General features: G+C 44.7%; 18 protein-coding genes. 6 read left to right on the top strand and 12 right to left on the bottom strand.

Features of this window, described 5'->3' with window-relative positions:
• Positions 1-100 precede the first annotated feature (100 nt).
• A complete protein-coding gene (locus tag SWP_RS19915) occupies positions 101-661 on the bottom strand; it encodes a SprT family zinc-dependent metalloprotease (protein ID WP_020914450.1) in 561 nt (186 codons plus the stop codon).
• An 89-nt stretch (positions 662-750) separates the two neighbouring features.
• Entirely contained in the window at positions 751-1,911 is a 1,161-nt protein-coding gene (locus SWP_RS19910; RefSeq protein ID WP_020914449.1) for a pyroglutamyl-peptidase I, read from the bottom strand.
• A 268-nt stretch (positions 1,912-2,179) separates the two neighbouring features.
• Here SWP_RS19910 and blaOXA point away from each other — a divergent pair, with 268 nt between their 5' ends.
• Positions 2,180-3,016 (top strand): class D beta-lactamase, encoded by an 837-nt coding sequence (gene blaOXA, locus SWP_RS19905; RefSeq protein ID WP_020914447.1) that lies wholly within the window; start codon positions 2,180-2,182, stop codon positions 3,014-3,016.
• Positions 3,017-3,025: 9 nt separating this feature from the next.
• Here the strand turns inward: blaOXA and SWP_RS19900 are convergent, their stop codons facing one another.
• The gene (locus tag SWP_RS19900) at positions 3,026-3,937 is read right to left on the bottom strand and encodes a LysR family transcriptional regulator (RefSeq protein ID WP_020914446.1); all 912 of its coding nucleotides are present in this window, start codon (positions 3,935-3,937) and stop codon (positions 3,026-3,028) included.
• 122 nt (positions 3,938-4,059) lie between these two features.
• On the opposite strand from SWP_RS19900, the gene SWP_RS19895 reads away from it, so the two are divergent.
• Positions 4,060-8,613 (top strand): ATP-binding protein, encoded by a 4,554-nt coding sequence (locus tag SWP_RS19895; protein WP_020914445.1) that lies wholly within the window; start codon positions 4,060-4,062, stop codon positions 8,611-8,613.
• 214 nt (positions 8,614-8,827) lie between these two features.
• The gene (locus tag SWP_RS19890) at positions 8,828-9,814 is read left to right on the top strand and encodes a sensor domain-containing diguanylate cyclase (protein WP_020914444.1); all 987 of its coding nucleotides are present in this window, start codon (positions 8,828-8,830) and stop codon (positions 9,812-9,814) included.
• A gap of 10 nt (positions 9,815-9,824) precedes the next feature.
• Here SWP_RS19890 and SWP_RS19885 read toward each other — a convergent pair whose 3' ends face one another.
• Positions 9,825-10,712 carry a LysR family transcriptional regulator gene (locus tag SWP_RS19885; RefSeq protein ID WP_020914443.1) on the bottom strand — a complete coding sequence of 296 codons (888 nt, stop codon included), beginning with the start codon at positions 10,710-10,712 and terminating at the stop codon, positions 9,825-9,827.
• A gap of 109 nt (positions 10,713-10,821) precedes the next feature.
• Here SWP_RS19885 and SWP_RS24280 point away from each other — a divergent pair, with 109 nt between their 5' ends.
• Positions 10,822-10,962, top strand: a complete 141-nt coding sequence (locus SWP_RS24280; RefSeq protein WP_020914442.1) for a hypothetical protein — start codon at positions 10,822-10,824, stop codon at positions 10,960-10,962.
• A gap of 223 nt (positions 10,963-11,185) precedes the next feature.
• Here the strand turns inward: SWP_RS24280 and SWP_RS19875 are convergent, their stop codons facing one another.
• Positions 11,186-11,800 carry a LysE family translocator gene (locus tag SWP_RS19875; RefSeq protein WP_020914440.1) on the bottom strand — a complete coding sequence of 205 codons (615 nt, stop codon included), beginning with the start codon at positions 11,798-11,800 and terminating at the stop codon, positions 11,186-11,188.
• 100 nt (positions 11,801-11,900) lie between these two features.
• Between SWP_RS19875 and SWP_RS19870 the strand changes: the two genes are divergently transcribed.
• The gene (locus tag SWP_RS19870) at positions 11,901-12,779 is read left to right on the top strand and encodes a LysR family transcriptional regulator (protein ID WP_020914439.1); all 879 of its coding nucleotides are present in this window, start codon (positions 11,901-11,903) and stop codon (positions 12,777-12,779) included.
• Between the two features lie 29 nt (positions 12,780-12,808).
• Here SWP_RS19870 and SWP_RS19865 read toward each other — a convergent pair whose 3' ends face one another.
• Positions 12,809-13,069, bottom strand: coding sequence for a DUF5062 family protein (locus SWP_RS19865; protein ID WP_020914438.1), 261 nt, complete (start codon positions 13,067-13,069; stop codon positions 12,809-12,811).
• 219 nt (positions 13,070-13,288) lie between these two features.
• Here SWP_RS19865 and SWP_RS19860 point away from each other — a divergent pair, with 219 nt between their 5' ends.
• Entirely contained in the window at positions 13,289-14,167 is an 879-nt protein-coding gene (locus SWP_RS19860; RefSeq protein WP_020914437.1) for a universal stress protein, read from the top strand.
• Positions 14,168-14,255: 88 nt separating this feature from the next.
• On the opposite strand, the gene SWP_RS19855 is transcribed toward SWP_RS19860, so the two are convergent.
• The 6 genes from SWP_RS19855 to SWP_RS19830 form a co-directional block, all read right to left on the bottom strand.
• Positions 14,256-14,681 (bottom strand): nitrate reductase cytochrome c-type subunit, encoded by a 426-nt coding sequence (locus tag SWP_RS19855; RefSeq protein WP_020914436.1) that lies wholly within the window; start codon positions 14,679-14,681, stop codon positions 14,256-14,258.
• A gap of 25 nt (positions 14,682-14,706) precedes the next feature.
• Positions 14,707-17,190: a nitrate reductase catalytic subunit NapA gene (gene napA / locus SWP_RS19850; RefSeq protein ID WP_020914435.1), complete on the bottom strand. Its 2,484-nt coding sequence runs from the start codon at positions 17,188-17,190 to the stop codon at positions 14,707-14,709.
• On the bottom strand, positions 17,180-17,455 hold the full coding sequence (locus tag SWP_RS19845) for a chaperone NapD (protein ID WP_020914434.1): 276 nt from the start codon (positions 17,453-17,455) through the stop codon (positions 17,180-17,182). Before SWP_RS19845 ends, napA begins: the two co-directional genes overlap by 11 nt.
• 340 nt (positions 17,456-17,795) lie before the next feature.
• Positions 17,796-18,902 carry a lipocalin-like domain-containing protein gene (locus tag SWP_RS19840; protein WP_020914433.1) on the bottom strand — a complete coding sequence of 369 codons (1,107 nt, stop codon included), beginning with the start codon at positions 18,900-18,902 and terminating at the stop codon, positions 17,796-17,798.
• Positions 18,899-21,421: an ABC transporter permease gene (locus SWP_RS19835; protein WP_020914432.1), complete on the bottom strand. Its 2,523-nt coding sequence runs from the start codon at positions 21,419-21,421 to the stop codon at positions 18,899-18,901. Before SWP_RS19835 ends, SWP_RS19840 begins: the two co-directional genes overlap by 4 nt.
• A complete protein-coding gene (locus SWP_RS19830; RefSeq protein ID WP_020914430.1) occupies positions 21,405-22,082 on the bottom strand; it encodes an ABC transporter ATP-binding protein in 678 nt (225 codons plus the stop codon). The genes SWP_RS19835 and SWP_RS19830 overlap by 17 nt, the downstream gene beginning before the upstream one ends.
• Positions 22,083-22,133 lie beyond the last annotated feature (51 nt).

Below are 22,133 nucleotides of genomic sequence, written 5' to 3'. Positions count from 1 at the left end.
CAATCTTAATCCCCGTACTGACGAATTCTCTGTTCGTTGGCGGCGATTGTAAGTTAGCTATAGGGTTGGGGCAATATTTGACGCGATTAAGCTATCAGTTTTATTTTGTATTACGCAAGTTTTGACCGCATTTACGACAACGGTACTGACTGTCTCCACGTACAACTTTATTGTGACGTCGAATACTGAGGTTTACTGAACCGCAGCCACAGAAATACTCAAAAGTTCTGCCCTCTACTGACTGAGTGTTAAAGCTGTGGGTCGTACGGGGCTGGCGTTGGTAAAGTTGCCGCATTAAGCGTTGCCACTCAATGCCGTGAGGTTTAACCCTGCCAAAGAGCTGAAAGGCTAGTAAATGACAGATCTCATGAGGTACCACATCATCGATAAATGCTTGAGGATTATCTTTTAATAGCAGTGGATTAAAGCGTAGCTTGTTGAGTTGCAAATGTGCCGTACCAGCGCTTTTTCCGCGTAGTTTAAAGTTAACCTCTGGCCGTGGGAACTGCCGTGACAATGCCGATTCCGCGGTTTGATAACAATCTTCTACCTGAGCCACTATTGATTGCTGCAGAGGATCGGTGAATGTCGCCTGCGGATGATCTACCAGGGAGTTGGCTTTTAATTGTTTAGACTTGAAAGGGTTAAGCGCTTTGAACATTGAATCGGTAACTCACGGTTGATGAACTCGCGAATTGCGAGTTCATCAATATTACCTGAGTCAAATGTGCCATGCCAGTGCTGACATGCTTAGAGCGTTGTTGCGGAAACCTCTACCATAGCTCTCACTTGTTCGACAATATCGTGCTCGACTTTAACGTCGTATGCGGCAATACGCGGTGTGTGGATATGGCCGACGGGAATGCTGCTATTGAACTGTTTTTGCAATAATATGGCGCGGTAGGAGATCTCATTGGAGAGATAGCCTCCGCCAGAACCTTCAACCGAAATAGCATTTTGCAGCTGCCCTAATGATTTCGCTTGAAACTCGCCCTGTGCTAATGTCGATACCATATGGTTATCATTGACTTTCCAAGGTCCTTCAACTGTCTGCATTGCTGCTATCGGCAGGGAAAACTCCACAAACTCTGGCCCATTGAGTGTGCCACCATTAACCAGGGGAGCGATTGGTGCCTGCTTGTTGGCACCGGTTAAAACATTTAGATTGTCAGGCGCTGCAGCACTGCGATTACGCCCCGGAAAGCGTTCAATATCAAACTCGTCGCGGCCCATGCTGACGGTAAAGATCATATCAACGCTGTTGTCACGATAGATGGGAGTGAGAATTGACTCAATAAGCCCGTCATCAAAATCGGCAAACCGTACTGGGATCATCGCGGTTTCAATTTGAGCTTGCTTACCATTAACCATGAATCGGTAGCCATCGAGTGCTAACGCGACTAAGCCCGATGGATTACTCTGGTCGATATGTCGATCGAGGAAGAAAGGGTCAAATCCGGTGAGTAGTATTTTAATCTCGACATCATCTTTAAAAGCGATGTCACTTAAACCCCGTGATGATTTTTCAACAGCTTTGATAAGGATATCTCGCTGCCATGCAGCAATATTAAAATCAGGCTTTTGTGTTTTAAGTAGCTCTCGCATCGCAAGACGATTCCAATACAAAGAGCGATCATCCAAGTGACCTGATTGCACATCTCTTACCGCTTGCTGCCATAGACGTAATCCTTGGTGAGCAACCATTTGAGTGATTTTTAGCTCATCAGAGTGCAGGGTGTATTTGTCAGCAAGGTTGCTAACAAATGCTTGGTAGCGACTGACAACTTCAGGCATCGCCTCTGTTGCAGCTGGTAATCTAGCCTCTTCAACATCGAGTTTGGCAAAAGCAGCGGTTGAAGTTGTGCCAACAAAAAGTGCTGTGGCGACAAGTGCCATGCTAGATAATTTCATTACTAGGTCCTTTGTTATTATTCTCAGTTTTTGCTACTGGCTGTAAGCAGTAAAAGCTGAACTCTCAGGCTATTAGCTCATTCGCCTCAGTATGCCTTAGCCGACAATGCATTGAAAGCGAGGAATAATTATTCAGCTTTGGATGGCTGCTATTGCCATTATTTCGCCACAATTGCTCCTCATATTGCCACATTTTGAAACTTATTAAGCGTTATCATTATCGATATAAAGTTCGGTGCATTTGCACGGAAATACTAAGAGATGACAAATGACAAAATTAATATCGCTGTTGCTGTTCACCATTTTGGCTGCAGCAGCACTCATTGTTGATGCCAGTGATAATGATGACCATAGCGTTCAGTTTACTGAGCAAAGGTTGGCGCCGCAGTTAACCACACACTGGGACTCAGTATTTCTGCAACACTCAGTTGAGGGAGTGTTAGTGCTTTTTGATCCCCTGAAGCAGACATTAACCACTAACGATCTAAGTCGAGCTAGTAAAGGCTTCATTCCTGCATCGACCTTTAAGATTGCCAATGGATTAATTGGTTTGGAGTTAGAGGTGGTTGCAGATGCTGAACAAGCCTATCCGTGGGATAGGCAACAGCGTGCCTTTAAAGCTTGGAACCAAGACCACACCTTTACAAGCGCATTCAAGTATTCAGTCGTACCAATATTCCAACAAATTGCCCGAGATATAGGTAAACAGCGGATGGCTAATATGCTGGCAAGCCTAGAGTATGGTAACCAGAAGCTGGGCCCCGAACTGGAAAGTTTTTGGCTTAATGGGGATATACGCATAAGCGCAATCGAGCAGCTGCAATTTTTGCAAAAATTGCACGATGAGAAGTTATCCATGAGCCGTCGTTCACAGCAGATCATCAAACAGGTGATGTTAGCTGAATCGAATGATGATTATCGTATCTTTGGCAAGACAGGCTTCGCCAATAAAGGCGACGAATATATCGGCTGGTGGATAGGCTGGATAGAAACTGATGAGCGAACTGTTTATTTTTCGTTAAACCTAGATCTGACCAATATACAACAAGCATCACTACGAAAAGCGATAGTGAAACAGATCTTTCAGTCAGAGCGGATGATGTAAAGCGTCATTTTACACCATCAAAGATTGCAGTGACTCTTGGCTAGTGAAGCGCTTATGGAAGAAATCTAAAAATACGCTAATGTTGGTCGCCAGCTGACGACGACTCGAATAGACGCCATACACTTTAAAGGCTTCCATAGGCCACTCTTGTAAAATGGGGACGAGAGAGCCGCTGGCCAATTCATTCTTGCAGACGGAATTGGATAACATAGCAATGCCAAAATCATCCATCACAAGCTGTTTGACCATCACCGCGCTATTAACTCTGACTTTACGCTTAAAATTCACCATCGTCTTGCGTGTCCCTTTTCCTAAGGGCCAGATAGGTGCTGAGCGCGATGTACCTAATAATATACCACTATGTGTTGCCAGCTCTTGTGGGTTGGCTGGGGTGCCATGAGTTTTCAAATAGCTTGGGCTTGCTACTAATATCGGTTGGCGTTCGAATAATAACCTTGCCACTAAATCGCTTGATTGCAAAGGACCATACTTAATCGCGATGTCGTAACCTTCACCGACCAATCCAACGTCATTATCGGTAAACTGCACGTCGAGCTCTACATTTGGATACAGCCGCATAAAACCACTACAAAGGTTGGCGATAAGCTCTTGGCTGAAAGAGACAGGAATAGCCACCCTCAATGAGCCAGAGACATCATTGTGGGTGTTTTCGATAGTCGCTTTGGCAGCTTCTATTTCATCGCTTATACTGGTGCAATGCTGGAAAAATAGCGCGCCAACCTGAGTTAAGCTCAGATTACGGGTATCTCGCTGTAAAAGCCGAACTCCGAGTTGCTCTTCTAGCTGGGCAACCTTTCGACTAATCGTTGATTTTGGCATGCCTGTTTCGCGGGCGGCTTGAGAGAAACCTTGGGCTCTAACAACCGCTGCAAACAGCATCATACCGTTTAAATCTGGCATGTTATTTTCACTGTCTCAAAAATGGAACAAAGCGTCTAGTGCAGTTTAATAGCAATTGACAGGATAACAAAGTTATATTTACGGGCTAAAAATTTCAGAGGCTAAAAGCAGAGGATCTTTCGATGACCAGCAAAAATCAGCCCGCTAACATGACTCAAGCGCAAACTGCCGACCCGCTTTTTTTAAAAGCAGAGCAGTTGGCTAAAGACTTTTCGCTGTTTCCTGAGCACAGTAAACAGACACTATCTGAGGAGATCAAAGGTCTTCTTGGTGATGACGAAATCCAAGCAAACCTAAAAGATCTTGCTGGATTAGACGTTGATGGTTATGTCACTAAGGTGATCCAACCGACACAGGATAAGAACCGCCCAGGTGCGAAACGCATCATTGCGGATCTTAAAGGTAAGCTTGTTACCGAAACCCACATCGGCCCTTTTTATAGTGCAGAGATTGAACTGAATTTTGGATCTCGTACTCGCCGTATTGGTTTTGTTGCACAAGAGCGTACTACCGCTAACGGCGCCTGGATGCCTGAGCATCACCTAGCTTGTTGTAAAGCGATTCGTCATTTCGCCGAATTGTCTATGCCTATTATCTACCTTATCGACACTCCTGGTGCCGATGCTGGTGAAATTGCTAACAGTCAAAACCAAGCTCACTCAATCTCTAAAGCAATTGCTGAGAGTGCCAATGTTGATGTTCCGACAGTCGGTATCGTCATTGGTGCAGGTTACTCTGGTGGCGCTATTCCACTGGCTGCAGCAAATATCTTATTGTCACTGCGTGACGGTATTTTTAACACCATTCAGCCACAAGGCTTGCAAAGCATTGCACGTAAGTACAACTTGTCTTGGCAAGAGTGTGCTAAATCAGTTGGTGTTTCACCTGAAGAGTTATACACCTCTGGCTGCATTGATGGCATTGTCGATTTCTCACCGTCAGACAGAGATGAACGTCAACATAACTTGCGCCGCGCCATTATCAGCAGTGTTGAAGCTGTTGAGAAAGCCGCTGTACAGTTTGTACGTGAATCAGCGGATTTACGTGAGCATTATGACCGCAGTCTAGAGCGCTTCTTAGCACCGTCTAAAAACTTGGCAGCACTTGAAGTGAATGCTGAGCTAGCTGTTGCTAACAACCCAACCATGCACTTAAATCTGTTTGGTAGCACCTACCGTTACTTGCGTTACCTAACACTACGTAGTCGTATCCACTCTATCTCGCAAGAGCAGTATGGTCGCCTCTCTAAGGTCAGCGTACCTGAAGGTGATTTGCTAGCACGTATTCAGCAAGAGCAAGATCGCGTATTCCAGTCTTGGTTATCAAGTCCTGATAAACTGGTTTATGACGAAGAGTTGAATAAACTTTGGGGGAATTTCACCTCTAAGCGTGATGATGTTTCAACTGAACGAAACATGCTAACCCGATTGATTTTGGGTGAGCCAAAAGAGAACTATAAGAAAGCACGCAAGGCGCTTATCTTTAATATCAGCTGGTCGCTATACCACCGCTGGAAAGGCAATGCAGAGAATAACTTCAAAGGGCTAATTAGCTACCTTGAAACATTGCCATCAGAAGTGACTCAAGCAGACTGGCCTGAGCTGAACCAACTCACTGTACTTGATGTGATTGTGCATGATGAACTGCGTGAAGATTTCATCTGGCAGTGTCATAACATTTTGGTATTCAACGCACTGTACGACAACGTTGTGGGTAATCTGGCTTCAATCGCTAAAGAAGCGATGATGTCTAAGAGCCTGTCTCGTAGTTCAGTTGATAACCTATTGCATGATTCAATCGATAGAGCATTATCTACTCAAGATGTTGCTAACGATAAGAACAAATTCTACAAGTGGCTGAAGTACTTTATGTCTCAGTCAAACCGCGCAGAACTACTGACTCGTACTGAGCAGTGGAAGAGTGTTGGTTTCCCACAATTGAATGACAGCCTGTTCGTAATCTTGACTTACTTCTTTGAGCGTTTACTCCCAGAGTATTTCGACAGTGAAGAGGAAAGCAGTGAGTACACTGGTGCGATTAACCCTGTGCGTATCGGTCGTCGTAAAGACTTCTGGAACCGTTTGACCATGGGTTATCAAGATCTACTGATCCAAAAAGTCCTTCGCGATGAAAAGCGTGCAGGAAAGATGGGCTGGGATGCAATCATTGGTAAATTCTTCACTGATTTCGAAGAGATCAATGGCGATAAGATGTCGGCTAATTTGCTGAACTTCCCAGGCTTCCGCCTTTCTATTGAGGATGCTATCGATAAAGGTATCCGCCCTTGTGGTTTAATCACAGGTGTGGCTGACTTTGACAGTGAAGGCAAGCCAATGCGCGTTGGTGTTGCAGTTTCAAATACTGCATTCCAAGCGGGTGCATTCGATATGGCCGCTGCTGAAAAATTCAGTGCGCTATTGATTGAGTGTGCTAAGCGTAAACTTCCTGTTATCTGTTTCATCAGTTCAGGTGGTATGCAGACTAAAGAAGGTGCAGCAGCACTATTCTCAATGGCTGTAGTGAACGACCGTATTACACGCTTTATTCGTGATAATGAATTACCTGTATTGATGTTCGGTTATGGTGATTGTACTGGTGGTGCACAGGCGAGTTTTGTGACGCATCCTTTAGTGCAAACATACTACCTATCGGGTACTAACATGCCGTTTGCTGGTCAAATGGTTGTGCCTGCATACTTGCCATCAACTTCTACACTGTCGAACTACTTGTCTAAAGTACCTGGCGCGATGAATGGTTTAGTTGAAAACCCGTTCAGCACCACGCTAGATGACCAGTTGAGCAGCATCGATCCACTAATGCCTAAGCCTAGCGGTAAGATAGAAACCATTATTAACAACGCGTTGTCGACATTGGTTCCTGAAGCTGAAATCGAAGATGAAGAGATTGTTCAAGACGACCCTCGCGCATTGATGAAGCCAATTAACAAAGTATTGGTTCATGCCCGTGGTTGTACTGCGGTTAAGCTGATTCGTAAGGCGCATGATAACAACATCGACGTTGTACTGGTGGCATCTGATCCAGATATGACATCTGTGCCTGCTGATATGCTTAAGGCGAACGATAAGCTTGTTTGTATTGGTGGTAACACCTCTGATGAAAGTTACCTCAACGCATACTCAGTATTGAAAGTAGCTGAATATGAGAATGTTGATGCCTTGCACCCAGGTATTGGTTTCCTATCTGAAAGCCCACAGTTTGCAGCGCTTTGTGTGAACAACGGCGTTAACTTTGTTGGCCCAAGCGTGCACAGCATGACGACCATGGGTAACAAGTCTAATGCGATTAAGACTTCGCAAGACCAAGACGTACCTGTAGTACCTGGTAGTCACGGTATTTTGACTAATGCAGAGCAAGCGGTAAACGTGGCGACTGAGATTGGTTACCCTGTACTGCTTAAAGCGGTACAAGGTGGTGGCGGTAAAGGTATTCAGGTTGTAGAGCGTCCTGAAGACATGATTGAACTGTTCCAAAAGACCTCCACTGAAGCTGCTGCAGCATTTGGCAATGGCGACCTTTATCTAGAGAAATATGTTACTTCATTGCGTCACATTGAAGTGCAGTTATTGCGTGACCAGTTCGGGAATACTAAAGTACTTGGCTTGCGTGACTGTTCTGTGCAGCGTAACAACCAGAAAGTGGTTGAAGAATCTGGTTCAACTATGTTGCCTGACGAGCTGAAACAGAAGGTCATGGAATATACTCGTGCACTAGGTGATGCAACCGATTATATGGGCGCAGGAACGGTAGAATTTATCTATAACTTAGACGCAAATGAAGTCTACTTTATGGAGATGAATACTCGTTTGCAGGTTGAGCATCCAGTAACAGAAGCGACCTCTTGTATCGATATCGTAAGTGCTGGTTTTGATATTGCTGCCGGTCGTTCTATCGCAGATCTTGAGCCGCAAGACAAAGGCTACGCGATGGAAGTGCGTGTGACAGCTGAAAAGGCGGCACTTGATAGTAATGGCGTACTGCAATTACTACCAAACCCAGGCTTGATCACTGAATACAAAATGCCAGAGCGTGATGACATTGAGATCATCTCAATCGCTGGCGAAGGTAAAGAAGTATCGCCTTACTACGATAGCTTGATTGCACAGATCATCTGTCGCGGTGAAAGTCGTGAAGACGTCATTAACAAGCTACACGATTACTTAGCTAACGAAGTGGTTATCAAAGGCATTGCGTCAAACATTCCATTGTTAACGCGCATCCTTAAAGATGGCACCTTTAACGAAGGCGTTTACGACACCAACTATCTACCACGCTTCATGGCAGAGCTGGATATTCCTGAGCTTATTGCTGAGATGGAAGCCGCGGCAGAAACTGTTGGCGTTGATACTGAGTCGCTGCGTGTTGGTGAAAGTAACGAACTTAAAGTGATGACTCAAGGTGCGGGGATCTTCTATACCTCTCCAGCTCCTGGTGAAGCTGACTTTGTTAAAGAGGGTGATATAGTAACTGTGGATCAGACATTAGCGCTAACTGAAGCGATGAAGATGTTCTCACAAGTCACTCTGGCTGGCTTTAACCGTAAGAACGCAGTGCTGTACCCTGAAGATCAGCAGTACCGTATTGAGCGTATTCTTAACAGTAATGGCCAGCAGGTTTCCCAAGGTGAATTACTGTTTGTTGTATCACCAGTAGCGTAATAGCGAACTTTAAAACAGTGCCAAGTTTAAAGGCGCTGTTTTGATATTTTGAAATACCCACCATTCGGTGGGTATTTTTTTGCCTAATGTAAGTCGATAGTATTATAAGCTTGTGTTTCCCTGTAGATAACAGTAGTTTCGATTGAGTAGAGCAAGGAACCGAGAGGAGAAACGATAGGAAGCTGCAACGCGGTTCTTATCATCGGAACATTAGATGGATTCATTAAAGGCTGAAATTGCTCAATTAAAGCAGATGTTGGGGGCTTTGGAGCAGGAAAAGAGTCTGCTAGAAACTGCCAATTCAGAGCTTATACAACAAAAATCAATGTTGGAAGAAAAGCTCAATGCTGCGCTTGATGGCACGGGATTATGCCTATGGGAGCAACATATCCCTAGCGGCAACCTCACTATGTTCAATATGGAGTGGGGCTCATTACTCGGCTATACCATTGATGAGCTCGCTGCACATATTGATAGCTGGAAAGGCAATCTACATCCTGAAGATCGTGATTGGGTGATCCAAAATTTTGAAGATCATATCAGCGGTAAAACAGACTCCTATCAAGTAACACACCGAATGCTGCATAAAGACGGTAGCGTCAGTTGGGTTTCGGATCGTGGTCGAGTTATTGAGTTTGATGAAAACGGTCAGCCACTGCGGATCATGGGCACTCATATCGACATAACGCAAGAGAAGCGTTATGAGCTCGGTTTGGCGGAGCTTGCACACAAAGACCCTCTAACTGGCTTATTAAACCGCAAGGCGCTTATAGAGGCCTTTGAACAGTCAAAACAAGGCACATCAGGAGGTGCACTGTTATTTATTGATCTTGATGACTTCAAAGCTAATAACGACCATTTCGGACATAAGTTTGGTGATAGCGTACTCGTGGCTATTGCCAATAAACTCACCTCATATCTAAAAAGAACAGCAGACACTGCGCGGTTAGGTGGTGATGAGTTTGTTGTGCTCTACCCCTCTGTAAATAGAGAGGTGTTGACTAAGCTAGCGGCAGAACTGTTGCAACTTTTTGAGGCGCCGCTTGCAGTTGAAGGTCGCCGAGTTAACGTTGGTTTGAGTATCGGCATCAGTGTTTATCACACTGATGTATTATTTAGTTCTGCTTGTGAACATGCCGATAGCGCTATGTATCAAGTGAAACGCCAAGGAAAGAACTGTTTTCAGTTTTTCTCTAGCTGATAAATATTTGCTAAGTTGCACTTAACTCTCTGCTTAAATTTATGAAAGTCGATGCGGCTGGTGTCAGCGGCAAATTCTTACGCCAGATAAGTGCAAGATCCCAAGTAAGCTGTGGCTTTAGCGCTTTATAAACGAGTGAGTCAGAATTTACTTTCTGGCAGATTGGTTTAGGCAAGATAGCAACCCCCATCTTGGCTTCTACCATGGCAGCAATAAAATCCCACTGGCCACTTTGAGCGGCAACGTTAAGCTCTACATTTGCGGATCGGCTTAAGCGATGAATGAGTTTTGTCAGTGAAAAATCATCGTTATATAGGATAAATGGGTAGGGCGCGAGATCTTGCCAGCCGATATTGTCTTTTTCGGCCAAAGGGTGTTCTTTGGGTAGGCAAGCTAATAGTGGATAGCCCCTTAGCTCTAAGCTGTCGAATTCTTGAGTATGGGTGGTCGGTAGGGCTGTAAAGGTGAGATCTAGGCTGTCATTAAGTAAAGCCTGCTCAGCGCCGAAGCCACCTAGCTCTTGAATACTCAGTTCGACTCCCGGATATTTCTTCCTAAACTGAGCAACCAGCTCGATGATCATCTCCCCCATCATAGGACAGACACCCAAACGCAATTGGCCTGTTTGTAATCCATTCAGGCTATTGAGATCTTCTCGCAGTCTGTGCCATTGGCCAACTATCTGCTGCGAAGTACAGATCAACGCGCGGCCAGCTTCTGTGGCGATCACTTTCTGGTTGTTGCGGATCAGCAGCGGTTGACCAAGGTTCTCTTCAAGGCGCTGGATCATCTTAGTCAAAGTCGGTTGAGTCAGGTGTAACTTTTCAGCTGCACGAGTGTAATTACCCATCTCAACTAAGGTCACGAAACAGTGTAGATTCTTAATTTGAATATTCATGCTTATATGGAATGTAGTCGATGGATATTATTCATTTTACTAATAGTATAAACAAGATTACTTTGACCTCAATCCCATATCCAACCATTTATTTCCAGAGGTCTCTATCATGAAGTTTTATCAAGGTCTGTTTGCCCAAGCGCTTTATCTCGCAGCAATGCCATTAAACAAAGAAGAAGCGAGCAAGATTCAAGCTAATACTTGTGAGCAGCAACACTCGTTAGAGGAAGCTGTTACTGAAAAGGCATAAAAGGAGTCGGTCAATTTTTTATTACCAAGCAAACCGTCCATCAGCGTCACTGTTTAACTTAGATTCACTTATCTCTCCCTGACCCATAGAAGTTAACTTTGGTGATGGGAGACTTTCACTTTTTAGATTTAGCCTATTCATACCATTGCTGTAGGCAAGCTGTGATATGAATAGCGCAACGAGGTATTGCTGATGCTGATAAACGATCAGCATCAGCTATGGGTCAATGACTTGGTTTTATGCCAAGCAAGACCCCAAAGCCTATTAGTGCAATGGCACACCCGTTGTTAATTCTAGATTGGTAGCGAGTTAAAGTGTTGCTCAATCCTTCTGACGTAAATAGCAATGCCACAGTCGTGAACCACAATAGGTGCAGTAGCATGATATATAAACCATAAGCAGGTGCGATAGTGCTGCCATTATTTAAACTCATTACTTGGCTAAAGATACTTAAGAAAAACAGCATTGTTTTAGGATTTAAAACATTGCAAAGAAAACCCTGAGCCAGATATAGCTGACGGCGAGTGGTTAATGCCCTCTCTTTCTCAGAGGTTAAGCTTGTCGAAACTGAGATTAAGCCTTTTATTCCAAGATAGATGAGGTAAAGGGCCCCTGCATATCTAATGAGTTCAAAAAGCCATGGGCTATGTGAAATTAAGTATCCAATCCCCATTAATGAATAGCCGATATGAACTGTAATGGCTAAGCTGATCCCAAGTGCTGTATAGATGCCGGAGCGTCTACCATGATTGATGCTATTTTTAAGCACTAGAGCAAAGTCTGCCCCAGGGCTAATAACGATAACTATACCTAATATGAGTAAACTGATTATTTCCACTTGTGAGCCTCAATGTTCTTTTTTGTCCCCAAATTGTAGAGTGTCGATAGGCAAGTTATAATCGAATTAATCTCTGTTAATTGGTGAGTTTTATTCACATATGAGGCATCTGAAAGCATTTCATACATTTCATATTGCAGCATCTTCTTTTAGTTTCAGTGATGCTGCAGCTAAGCTACATATTACTCATGGAGCAGTAAGTAAGCAGATCAAAATTCTCGAGAACTACCTTGGGATGTCACTTTTCTATAAAGAGGGACGTAAGGCGCATTTAACTCAAGAAGGTAAGTTGTTACTGCAATATACAGAGGAAGCGTTTCGTACATTGAAAACTGGTGTTAAGAGAGCAAAGCAGCTTAATAATAATTATCTAGAAGTCAGCTGTGAACCAACACTAACGATGCGCTGGCTTATGCCTCGCTTATCTGAATTTAATGATCTATCTGGACTCGATATCAGGTTATCAACAGCGGGTGGTCCCGTGACTTTAGGGGCGACAGGGCTCTCAATGGCTATTCGTCGTGATGATTTCGTGCTCAGTGATGAGTATATTAAGCAGCCGTTAGTTGAAGAGTGGGTTGGGCCTGTGATGTCGAAAGAATACTGGGATTCAGTGTCGAATGACCCATCAAAGCTTCTGCTACTTCATAGCCAAACTCGTCCTCTGGCTTGGGCGGCATGGTTAAAGGCGACTGACCAACCATTTGAGAAAACCCGTCAAGAGCAAACATTCGCTCACTTCTATTTCTGCTTTCAAGCCGCTGTCGACGGTTTAGGTGCGGCTTTAGGCTCCTACCCTTTAGTTGTTGATGATTTAAAAAGGGGTCGTCTTATCGCACCATACGGCTTTATCCGTTCGGGTCATCGTTATATTGCGATCAGCGACCCGAGTATGGTTAATGGAAATCAAACCGCATTTTCTAATTGGATCGCTGAGCAGCTAGCGGTTTGTATTCCTGAGCGACATGAAATGGGGTAAGGCTCCTAGTAACATTTGTTTGTGTTGTGTTAGTTGAGTAACTCGTGGTTTTCAGGCAGTTGGCGACTAATCCACAGCACTAACTTGTGTTTCATATTAGGGCCATCTTCTTTGTCTTTTGATAGCGCTTGAATGAGGTTATCTTTAACTAATAAGCGGTAAATACACTCGACTTTATCTTTCGGTGAAATCCCCTGACCGAAATCAGAAAAACCTCTTTTCTTGGCATATCCCACACCAATTTCCATTGCAAGTTTTAGCAGTTGTGCATCGTGTTTTCCAGACTTCATGTAGACGCTTCTTCTGTCGGTTGATGTGATTATTACGTTACCTGATTAGCCAACGATTACAAGCAGGATTTAGGTAAATTTAATGCCTATATTAAAATACTAAAGCAGAGGTTATCTATCCGCTAAATACTTTGATCGGGCGCATCATTGCTGTCGGTATCACTGCAGTTATCGCTGAATTTAGCTAAGCTAAAGTTAGGGTGAATATCGGAGGTGGTTATGAATAAAGTCTTTGTTATTTCTCAGCGAGAAGATGCGCATGCAGATGCGATTAGTACCGGCATTGCACTCGCTAAATCATTAGAAAAAAGTGCGGAGATTTTTGCCTATAGTTTTGAATATTTTGGCGAAGCTGAATATTACAATCCTAAGTTTGTTGCGGTAGCGCAAAAGCAGGTTATGAAACAAAAAGCGGCTAAAATAGAGCAGAGCTTAGTTAAGCTGAGCGCAAGCGATATTCCTATCCACAATGTGTGGAGTAAAGATCTCTATGAGCATGCTTGTCATCATTCTGCGCGCCATGGCTTTGATCTTATTATTAAAGCTGTGCATCATGCCGAGCACTACTTACCTGTCGACTGGAACTTAATTCGCCATACCCGTGTGCCGTTAATGTTGTTAACAGATAATCCACTGCATAACTGTGATGCGCTAATGATGGCGCTAGATTTAGATAGTAAGAAAACTTTAAAGCAACAACTTAATCGCGCGGTGATCCGTCAAGCATGTCTACTCGCTAAAGCGACACAGTGTCAGTTGCATCTAGCTTTTGTTATCCGTTTACCGCGAGTTATTCACGATATGGATATTGTCGATACTCACGCAATGATCCAATCTGCTCGGCAAAAGCACCAGAAACTGTTTGATGAGCTCGGGCTTAGTGATGAGAGTATTCATATTACTGTCGGCGATCCCGATTTGTGCCTTTATCAATTGGCATGCAAGTTTAAAGTTAAGTACTTGGTCGTTGGAGCTGTACAGCGACAGGGACTATTTGCCTATATGGTGGGGAATACTGCGGAATCTCTATTGAGCCGTATTCGCAGTAATGTATTGATAGTCCCGGCTCGAGAAGGTCAGCTACAGCCTCTAGACTAATTGTTTTCCTGATTGGCATTTATTGGTAATAAAAAGCCACCTCAATTGAGGTGGCTTTAACATGCATATTTAACAGACTAGAACAAAATTACTTGTTTGAGAAATCGTTCTCAACCAGCTCTGTTTTGTTTTCAGCTTGTGGTGTATGGCACTGAGTACAGTTGTAGTACTCGTTGTTAAGCTTGGCGTCAGCTAGCAAGTGCGAAGGGTCGATTTGAGTCGCCTTCATACGCTTTGCTTTTGCTGGACTGTGACAGCTCATGCAACCATTCTTCTTAAGCGTAATTGGGTATTCCGCTTTATGTGGGATCATAGGTGGTTGATGTACAAAAGTACGTTCAATCGACTTACCACGCTTCGGATAAACCGCAACAGCGTCTGCTGCTCGAATATCAGTGATCTCAGATTGGCCCAATGACATGACATTGACAGGCTCAGCTGAAGTTGTTGTTTGTTGGCCAGAGCAAGCACTAAGTGCCATCACTAGCGCAGCTGCAGTAAATAATTTTTTCATCTTTTTATCTCCGCTTATTAGCTAGTTATGCTTTCATCACTTTGACTGGACACTTCTTGAAGTCTGTCTCTTTTGACAGAGGATCCGTCGCGTCGAGTAGCAACTTGTTGACCAGTTGGCGCGCATCGAAGAATGGCATAAATGCTACGCCTCTTGGTGGCTTGTTACGGCCTTTAGTTTCAACACGGGTTTTTACTTCGCCGCGAGGTGAAGCAACAATCACTTCATCACCACGTTTAACGCCGCGTGCTTTAGCGTCTTCTGGATGCATGAAGATCTGTGCATCTGGGTAAGCACGATAAAGCTCAGGGACACGAGCTGTCATCGAGCCAGTATGCCAGTGCTCTAGTACACGACCGGTTGACAACCATAGGTCATATTCTTTGTTTGGCTCTTCTGCTGCTGGCTCAAACGGTAGGGCAAAAATAACCGCCTTACCATCTGGCTTACCGTAGAAGTTGAAGCCTTCACCGGCTTTAACATAAGGGTCGCTACCTTCAACAAAGCGACGTAGGGTCTCTTTGCCGTTAACCACAGGCCAACGTGCACCGCGGTTTTCATGGTATGAATCGAAGTCTGCAAGGTCGTGAGCGTGACCGCGACCAAATTGAGCATACTCTTCGAATAGTCCTTTTTGAACGTAGAAGCCAAATGCATCAGACTCATCGTTTAGCTCGGCTTTACACTCTTCAGCAGGGAACTTGTTGACTACGCCATTGGCAAATAGCACGTCATAAAGCGTCTTGTCTGCGTATTCAGGCTGCTTCGCGATAAGTTCTGCAGGCCATACTTCAGAGACTTTAAAGCGCTTAGAGAATTCCATAAGCTGCCACAGATCAGACTTGGCTCCCTCTGGTGGCTTAACTTGCTGGTGCCACATGTGAGTACGACGCTCAGCGTTACCGTAAGCACCTTCTTTCTCAACCCACATAGCTGTAGGAAGAATGAGGTCCGCAGCCATTGCTGTTACTGTTGGGTATGGATCTGATACTACAATGAAGTTTTCTGGGTTACGGAAACCTGGGTAAATTTCATCATTGATGTTTGGACCCGCTTGCATGTTGTTGGTACACATAGTCCAGTAACAGTTCAGTTTGCCATCTTTAAGCATACGGCTTTGCAATACAGCGTGGAAACCAGGCTTTGGCGGAATCGTACCTTCAGGCACTTGCCAAAGTTTTTCTGTTAGCGCGCGATGCTTTGGATTTTTAACAACCATGTCAGCAGGCAAACGATGAGCAAAGGTACCGACTTCACGGGCGGTACCACAAGCTGATGGCTGGCCGGTTAGTGAGAATGGGCTGTTACCTGGAGTCGCAATTTTACCTGTTAGTAGGTGAATGTTATAAAGCATGTTGTTTGCCCAAACACCACGAACGTGCTGGTTAATCCCCATGGTCCATAAGCTCATCACTTTCACTTTAGGATCTGCATAGGCTTTAGCCATTAGCTCAAGTTTTTCTGGCTCAACGCCACTCATCTCCGCTGCATATTCAAGCGTATAAGTGCTTACAAACTTAGCATATTCATCAAAGCTGATAGGCGCAGACTTACCGTTACCAGGGTTCTTCGCTTTTTGCTCTAATGGATGCTCTGGGCGCAGGCCATAACCGATGTCAGTTGTACCTAAGGCGAACTTAGTGTGCTTGGTGACAAACTCTTTGTTCACTGCATCATTCTGGATAATGTAGTTAGCAATGTAGTTAAGGATCACGAGATCAGATTGAGGACGGAAAATCATCGAGTTATCTGAAAGATCGAAACTGCGGTTTTCATAAGTAGACAATACATGTACGCGGCTAGTCGGGCTGCTTAAGCGGCGATCAGAAAGGCGAGCCCAAAGGATTGGGTGCATCTCAGCCATGTTTGCGCCCCATAGGACGAACTCGTCAGCGGCTTCAAGATCATCGTAACAACCCATTGGCTCATCAATACCAAAAGTACGCATGAAGCCACCAACAGCTGATGCCATACAGTGACGCGCGTTAGGGTCGATGTTGTTTGTTAGGAAACCAGCTTTATGCAGTTTAGACGCGGCATAACCTTCCCAAACAGTCCACTGGCCAGAGCCAAACATACCGACAGCAGTTGGGCCTTTAGTTTTTAGTGTGTTCTTCCACTTATCAGCCATAGTATCGAGTGCGACATCCCAGCTGACAGGTGTGAATTCACCCTCTTTATCATACTGGCCATCTTTCATACGTAGCAGAGGCGTAGTTAGACGGTCTTTACCGTACATAATCTTCGACAGGAAGTAACCTTTGATACAGTTAAGGCCTTTGTTGACTGGGCTTTCGGGATCGCCTTTAGTTGCAACAACTTTGCCATTATCTGTACCGACAAGAACACTACAACCTACGCCACAAAAACGACAAGGTGCTTTGTCCCACTTAATGCTATCTTTTTGCTCTGCAGCTTCTACTATCTTAACTGGCAGAGTCGCACCGACGGCTGTTGCGGCGGCAACTGCTGCGTTGGCTTTTAGAAACTCGCGACGGCTAATGCTCATGGTGTTCCTCACTCTTTTGTTCTACTGGATCGACTTGATGATAAATAAGGCTGCTATTAATGACGCCTTCAAAGGCGTTAATAGCTTCGACGTTATCGAGGATAGAGCGCTGGGTTTCACCTTCTAGGGTGACCACAAACTTTCCTTCATCGGTAACGGCATGGATTTCGGCGCCAACAAGGGCAGACAAGCGTTGCTTGATATCTTCTACAGACTTGGACGTTGCGTGTATGACTAAGCTGGTAATATGAAATTCTTGGTTCATCTCTCTACCTTCTCTGTATTGGTTATAACAACTGAAGAAAGAGTGCTATTAACCAAGGTTTAACTCGAGTCTAGACCTCATAGAAATTGTGGGTATACCTCACAAGGGGTATTGAGCTTTTTTATCGACCAAGATCAACTTTTAGGGGGTGATCTAGTTCTCAAATTTACCAATAAAGACTAGAAGCTTGTTTGAATTTTGTCCACTCGAAATGTTAGCTTGCGCTACATTAAATATCCAAGATATTCATAAGCTTAGTAAATGATAATTATTCTTATCTATTGCTTTTTGAATGCAATTACATACTTCATAAAGCTTATGTTTGAGTGGTTGTTACGGCTTAGTAGCCGGTGAGTTCCATGTAACCTTCGCCGTTATGGCTCCCCTCTATAATTATCGGCCCCTCCCAATAAGGGATAGAGAGCGGCATGCTAGAGTCATTATTTAGCGCAGTGGTGCTAATATCGATATTTTCTGAAGGAATTTGAATGCGCCATTTTATTGGGTAACGGCCTGACTGTGTCTGTTGCCATGCCGTGGCTGTCATACCTATCTGCTCACTGGCAATGTTGCGACCACGACCATCTCGGTACATAACACGGGCGCTATAAAAGCTACTTTGTTTTTTGCTGTCACCCCTTAGTTGAAACACCATCAGTGCGGTGTCGTTATCAAGTCGAATAGCAAACCAATCCCAACCTTGCTGTGTTTTCGATAAGAACTGCGAGCTCCACTCTCTGTCGAGCCAAGCTTGTCCGCGAACTTTCTGCTGTTTACCATCGATGATTACACTGCCGCTGACATTGATAAAAGGTTGGCTATAGTAGTAGGAGGCCACGCTGCCGCTGGCATTCTTTTTACTGTAGCCATTATCACCTTGCAACTGAAAGGGTGCGGTTGAATCAAGTTGTAATTGATAACTGAAATCTTGGCCACTAACACTAAGTGTTGCGGGAAACAGTTGCTTGCTTTGGCTTAACCATTGCCAGTTATCTTGCCTAATGGATATTGGTTGAGCTTGGGTGCCAGCAATATTTTGATGACCGCGAGACCACTTCTCTTCAGCTAAATGGTTGGATGTGGAGGTAAGAGCTGTATGGGACATATAGAGCTGCTGGGTTTGCCAGGACAGGCTATTAATCGCCGTATCTTGTTTGTTATTCTGCTCTGACGGCGGTGCTAATGCAATGCGAAACTGCGTCCATTGCAAGCCAATTTTTTGCTTTGACTCAGTCTCGAGATTAGCGGTGAGATACCACCATTCCTGCCTGAAATCATCGTGCGCCATATGATCGTCTGGAAAGCGTAAAATAACATCTGGCTCTACTGGACTATAACCTTGTGTATCACCATCGAGTAGTTCTCCCATGCCCGTTGTGGTTTGTTGAGCAGGTGAACAGGCTGTTACCCAAAGCGCTAAGAGAATAGCCACAATCGCTTTGTTCATAATGCCTCCTGCTGCAGGCTGCTTATTAGCGGTTTGCGAGTTTGCCAGTATAGCGGTAGTAATATGGCTAATGCACTGGCTGCTAGGGCGATAGCCACCACTCTAAAATAAGCTTGCCAGTCCCAAACCATGGCAATACTCCAGCCAAATGCTTGTAGCGTTACTTTGTTAATTAATAGATAGCCCAGTAGCGCACCACTTGGCAGTGCGAGTAAGCAAGTAAATAGGACGATTAGCAACATTTGTAGTGACACCAAACTGCGCAGCTGAGTTCGGCTCACGCCCAGTGCATATAAACGGGCCAGTGGTGCTTGTCTCGCTTTAGTGAGCATCAAGCAGGCACTAAACAGCCCAATAGCGGCAACCATAAGGGTCAGGCTGTTAAGAACCAATGTAATCGAAAAGGTGCGTTTAAAGATCTCCAGTGCGCGCTGTTTTATCTTGGCTTGGTTATACATCTGCGCTGCAGATAATGGAACTTGCTGCTGTAATACCTGCTCTAGCTCAGCGATATCTCCATCATAACTGGCAGCAATACTGCTTGGGTTACTAGGCAGGTTCAATCGATGCCAAGTATGTTGACTAACAATGACTTGGCCTAACGGATTGCCGTAATCATAAAAAATGGCGCCAATAGGCAAAGGAGGTTGCTTAGCAGATTCAAACTCTGGCAGTGAGACGGTGTTTCCGACATGCAATTGATACTTGATTGCCATCGGTTCACTGATCATTAGCGCTTTGCCCTGAAAAAACTGTGGCCAAAAGTTATCGATTTGAGCTTTCATTTGATTGCTGTTTCTAAGCGAGTGTTCATCTCGGGTCATCAAGCTCACAGGGGTATGCTGATATTGACTGCTATGTCCCCACTGGCCGTATATTTCAGTCACTTTAGGCTGCTGAGCAAGCAGTGTTTCAGTGGCTACGATTTTGTCGTTAGGTGGGCGAATATAAATATCAGCATACAAACGGGCATCGAGCCAATTCTTCAAGGTTATCTCAAAGCTGCCAACTAGAGTGTTCATTGAAATATTAGCGGTTAACGCCAGTAACATCGCCATCATCGCCAGTGACAACGGAGCGATTAACTCTTTACTTTCAGCAACCGCATACTGCCATAAGCCATTGCTCGTCACGCGGGTAGATAGGCTGAGGCAAAATTGAAGTGATAATGGCAGCAGCAAAGGGATTGCCACAGTGACGACACCCAATAACACCAGGCTGTGTTGATACTCTTGAGTCAATGGAAACAGCGTTGCTGCTAGGATGAGCAGAGCAATAGCGGCCATAAACATGACTCGCTGGTAATTTGCTGCATGGCGTTGCTGTTCAAACCGGCTAGCGCTACGGGCTAGAGGTTGCTTTGCTAATGCATTAAATAGTGGGAAACAAGCACAGATAGCGGCAACAAATGTCAATCCAATAGCTTGATAAAGCCAGCTCCACTGCCACACTCCCGGTAATAATCTAGCGCCGTACAGTTGCTCTAGTGTTAGGGCTATCATGGGTTGTAGCCAGTGACTTAGTTGTAAGCCTAGTATAAAACCAAGGATAGAGCCGATAACGACCAATGCCAGTAGCTCTAACATTAGCGCGGTTAATAATGCTCGCTGCGGGATCCCTTGTTGTTGCAGTTGCACCAGCAGTTTTTGTCTTTTTAATAAGCTGTAACGTACACCGTTGTAAGCAATAAATAGCCCAACGACAAAGGCAAGTAGGCTCATAGCGGTTAAATTCAAGTGGAAACTACGAGTTAGGCTCGTCAATCCTTCACCTTCATCTTGCTCTGCAATTTCAAACTGTTTAGCACTTTGCCCACTAAAGATTTGCGTCACTTGCGTGCTGAGCTTATTGGTATCACCAAACAACGCGATGTAACTTAGCTTGCCGTATTTATTTAATAGTTTTTGGCCTAAAGAGATATCCATGAGAATGGCATTACCTAGCCCTAACTTGTCATCTAAGCTAATAACGTTAAGTGATTCACCTTCAAGTTTAAGCTGACCATCTGTGGTTACTCGTTCGGCAAAGCTTTCGCTCATGAGTATGTAAGGCTGTCCTGAAAGCAATTTAGCCAACGGGATCTGGCTTGAAAGTAATGAGATTTGTGCAGACTGAGCTGATTTATCCGCGTGTTGCTTAAATTGCTGTACTGACAGTGCGGCAATCAAGTCACTGGCTTGAATATCCCAGCGCTGACCTCTGTCATCAGTCACTGTGCCTGTTAGTACCGCTAATGACTGACTCACTCCGGCTTGTCGAAGGTGAATATAAACCGATTCTGGAACCATTTTTTGCCCGGCTATGGGCGCAAGAATAAGTTGAGCGCGCTGACTTAATAACTCTGTTGCTTGAGAGTAACTGCGCACCGCATTGTCATTGGTTGCGCGAACACCTATCAGTAACATCACCGCCAATATAAAACCGAGCAGTATTGCGCCAGCTTGCAAAGGGGCTTTTAGGTAGTGGCGAGCAAATACCTGTAAGCTAAGACGGACGGATAACCTAAACTGGCGATTCATTTATCTTGCCTTGCTCTAAATGCCAGCGTCTTTTCATAAACTGCGCACAGTCATTGCTGTGGGTCACCATCAATATGCTAGTGCTGGACTCATTAGCCAGTTCGGTCAGTAGCTGCATCACCTCAAAACCTGCTTTTTCGTCGAGGTTGCCGGTCGGTTCATCGGCGAGTAATAATCTAGGTTGGTGTGCTAATGCTCGCGCGATTGCCACTCGTTGCTGTTGGCCGCCTGAAAGCGCTTCTACATGACGTTTTTTGACTTCGTTTAAACCGAGTTGTTTGATGAGGTGATCGACCCAAGGTGACCATGGTCGTTGATTGAGCCGTAATGAGAAAGCGATATTGTCTTGTACGTTTAACGGCGTCAGTAAATTGAATTGCTGAAACACTACCCCGAGATCGCGGCGTCTAAACTGACTCCAGTGTTTGTCTTGCCATTGGCTGGCATCTTCATCAAAAAGGTTCAGCTTACCGCTATCAATAAACTCAAAGCCGCCAATGATATTGAGCAGAGTACTTTTACCGCAGCCACTGGGGCCGGTGAGGGCGATGGTATCAGCATCTTCAAGCTGTAAGTCAATTTTATCGAGTACTTGGTGATATTTGTCACCGTCATTAAATCCTTTAGATACGGCAGATAAAGCTACAATACTTTTGCCCATTACCACTCCTTTGTCGGAGACTCCAAGCGTGTTGCAAAGAGTGCCGATTGG

Origin of the sequence: Shewanella piezotolerans WP3 (assembly GCF_000014885.1) — a bacterium.
GTDB classification, from domain to species: domain Bacteria; phylum Pseudomonadota; class Gammaproteobacteria; order Enterobacterales; family Shewanellaceae; genus Shewanella; species Shewanella piezotolerans.
This window is presented reverse-complemented; position numbering and strand designations above follow the sequence as displayed.

Excerpts from the sequence above, each read along its gene's own strand:
- SWP_RS19915 (WP_020914450.1), bottom strand. The coding sequence starts at position 661 with ATGTTCAAAGCGCTTAACCCTTTCAAGTCTAAACAATTAAAAGCCAAC.
- SWP_RS19910 (WP_020914449.1), bottom strand. The coding sequence starts at position 1,911 with ATGAAATTATCTAGCATGGCACTTGTCGCCACAGCACTTTTTGTTGGC.
- blaOXA (WP_020914447.1), top strand. The coding sequence starts at position 2,180 with ATGACAAAATTAATATCGCTGTTGCTGTTCACCATTTTGGCTGCAGCA.
- SWP_RS19900 (WP_020914446.1), bottom strand. The coding sequence starts at position 3,937 with ATGCCAGATTTAAACGGTATGATGCTGTTTGCAGCGGTTGTTAGAGCC.
- SWP_RS19895 (WP_020914445.1), top strand. The coding sequence starts at position 4,060 with ATGACCAGCAAAAATCAGCCCGCTAACATGACTCAAGCGCAAACTGCC.
- SWP_RS19890 (WP_020914444.1), top strand. The coding sequence starts at position 8,828 with ATGGATTCATTAAAGGCTGAAATTGCTCAATTAAAGCAGATGTTGGGG.
- SWP_RS19885 (WP_020914443.1), bottom strand. The coding sequence starts at position 10,712 with ATGAATATTCAAATTAAGAATCTACACTGTTTCGTGACCTTAGTTGAG.
- SWP_RS24280 (WP_020914442.1), top strand. The coding sequence starts at position 10,822 with ATGAAGTTTTATCAAGGTCTGTTTGCCCAAGCGCTTTATCTCGCAGCA.
- SWP_RS19870 (WP_020914439.1), top strand. The coding sequence starts at position 11,901 with ATGAGGCATCTGAAAGCATTTCATACATTTCATATTGCAGCATCTTCT.
- SWP_RS19865 (WP_020914438.1), bottom strand. The coding sequence starts at position 13,069 with ATGAAGTCTGGAAAACACGATGCACAACTGCTAAAACTTGCAATGGAA.
- SWP_RS19860 (WP_020914437.1), top strand. The coding sequence starts at position 13,289 with ATGAATAAAGTCTTTGTTATTTCTCAGCGAGAAGATGCGCATGCAGAT.
- SWP_RS19855 (WP_020914436.1), bottom strand. The coding sequence starts at position 14,681 with ATGAAAAAATTATTTACTGCAGCTGCGCTAGTGATGGCACTTAGTGCT.
- napA (WP_020914435.1), bottom strand. The coding sequence starts at position 17,190 with ATGAGCATTAGCCGTCGCGAGTTTCTAAAAGCCAACGCAGCAGTTGCC.
- SWP_RS19845 (WP_020914434.1), bottom strand. The coding sequence starts at position 17,455 with ATGAACCAAGAATTTCATATTACCAGCTTAGTCATACACGCAACGTCC.
- SWP_RS19840 (WP_020914433.1), bottom strand. The coding sequence starts at position 18,902 with ATGAACAAAGCGATTGTGGCTATTCTCTTAGCGCTTTGGGTAACAGCC.
- SWP_RS19835 (WP_020914432.1), bottom strand. The coding sequence starts at position 21,421 with ATGAATCGCCAGTTTAGGTTATCCGTCCGTCTTAGCTTACAGGTATTT.
- SWP_RS19830 (WP_020914430.1), bottom strand. The coding sequence starts at position 22,082 with ATGGGCAAAAGTATTGTAGCTTTATCTGCCGTATCTAAAGGATTTAAT.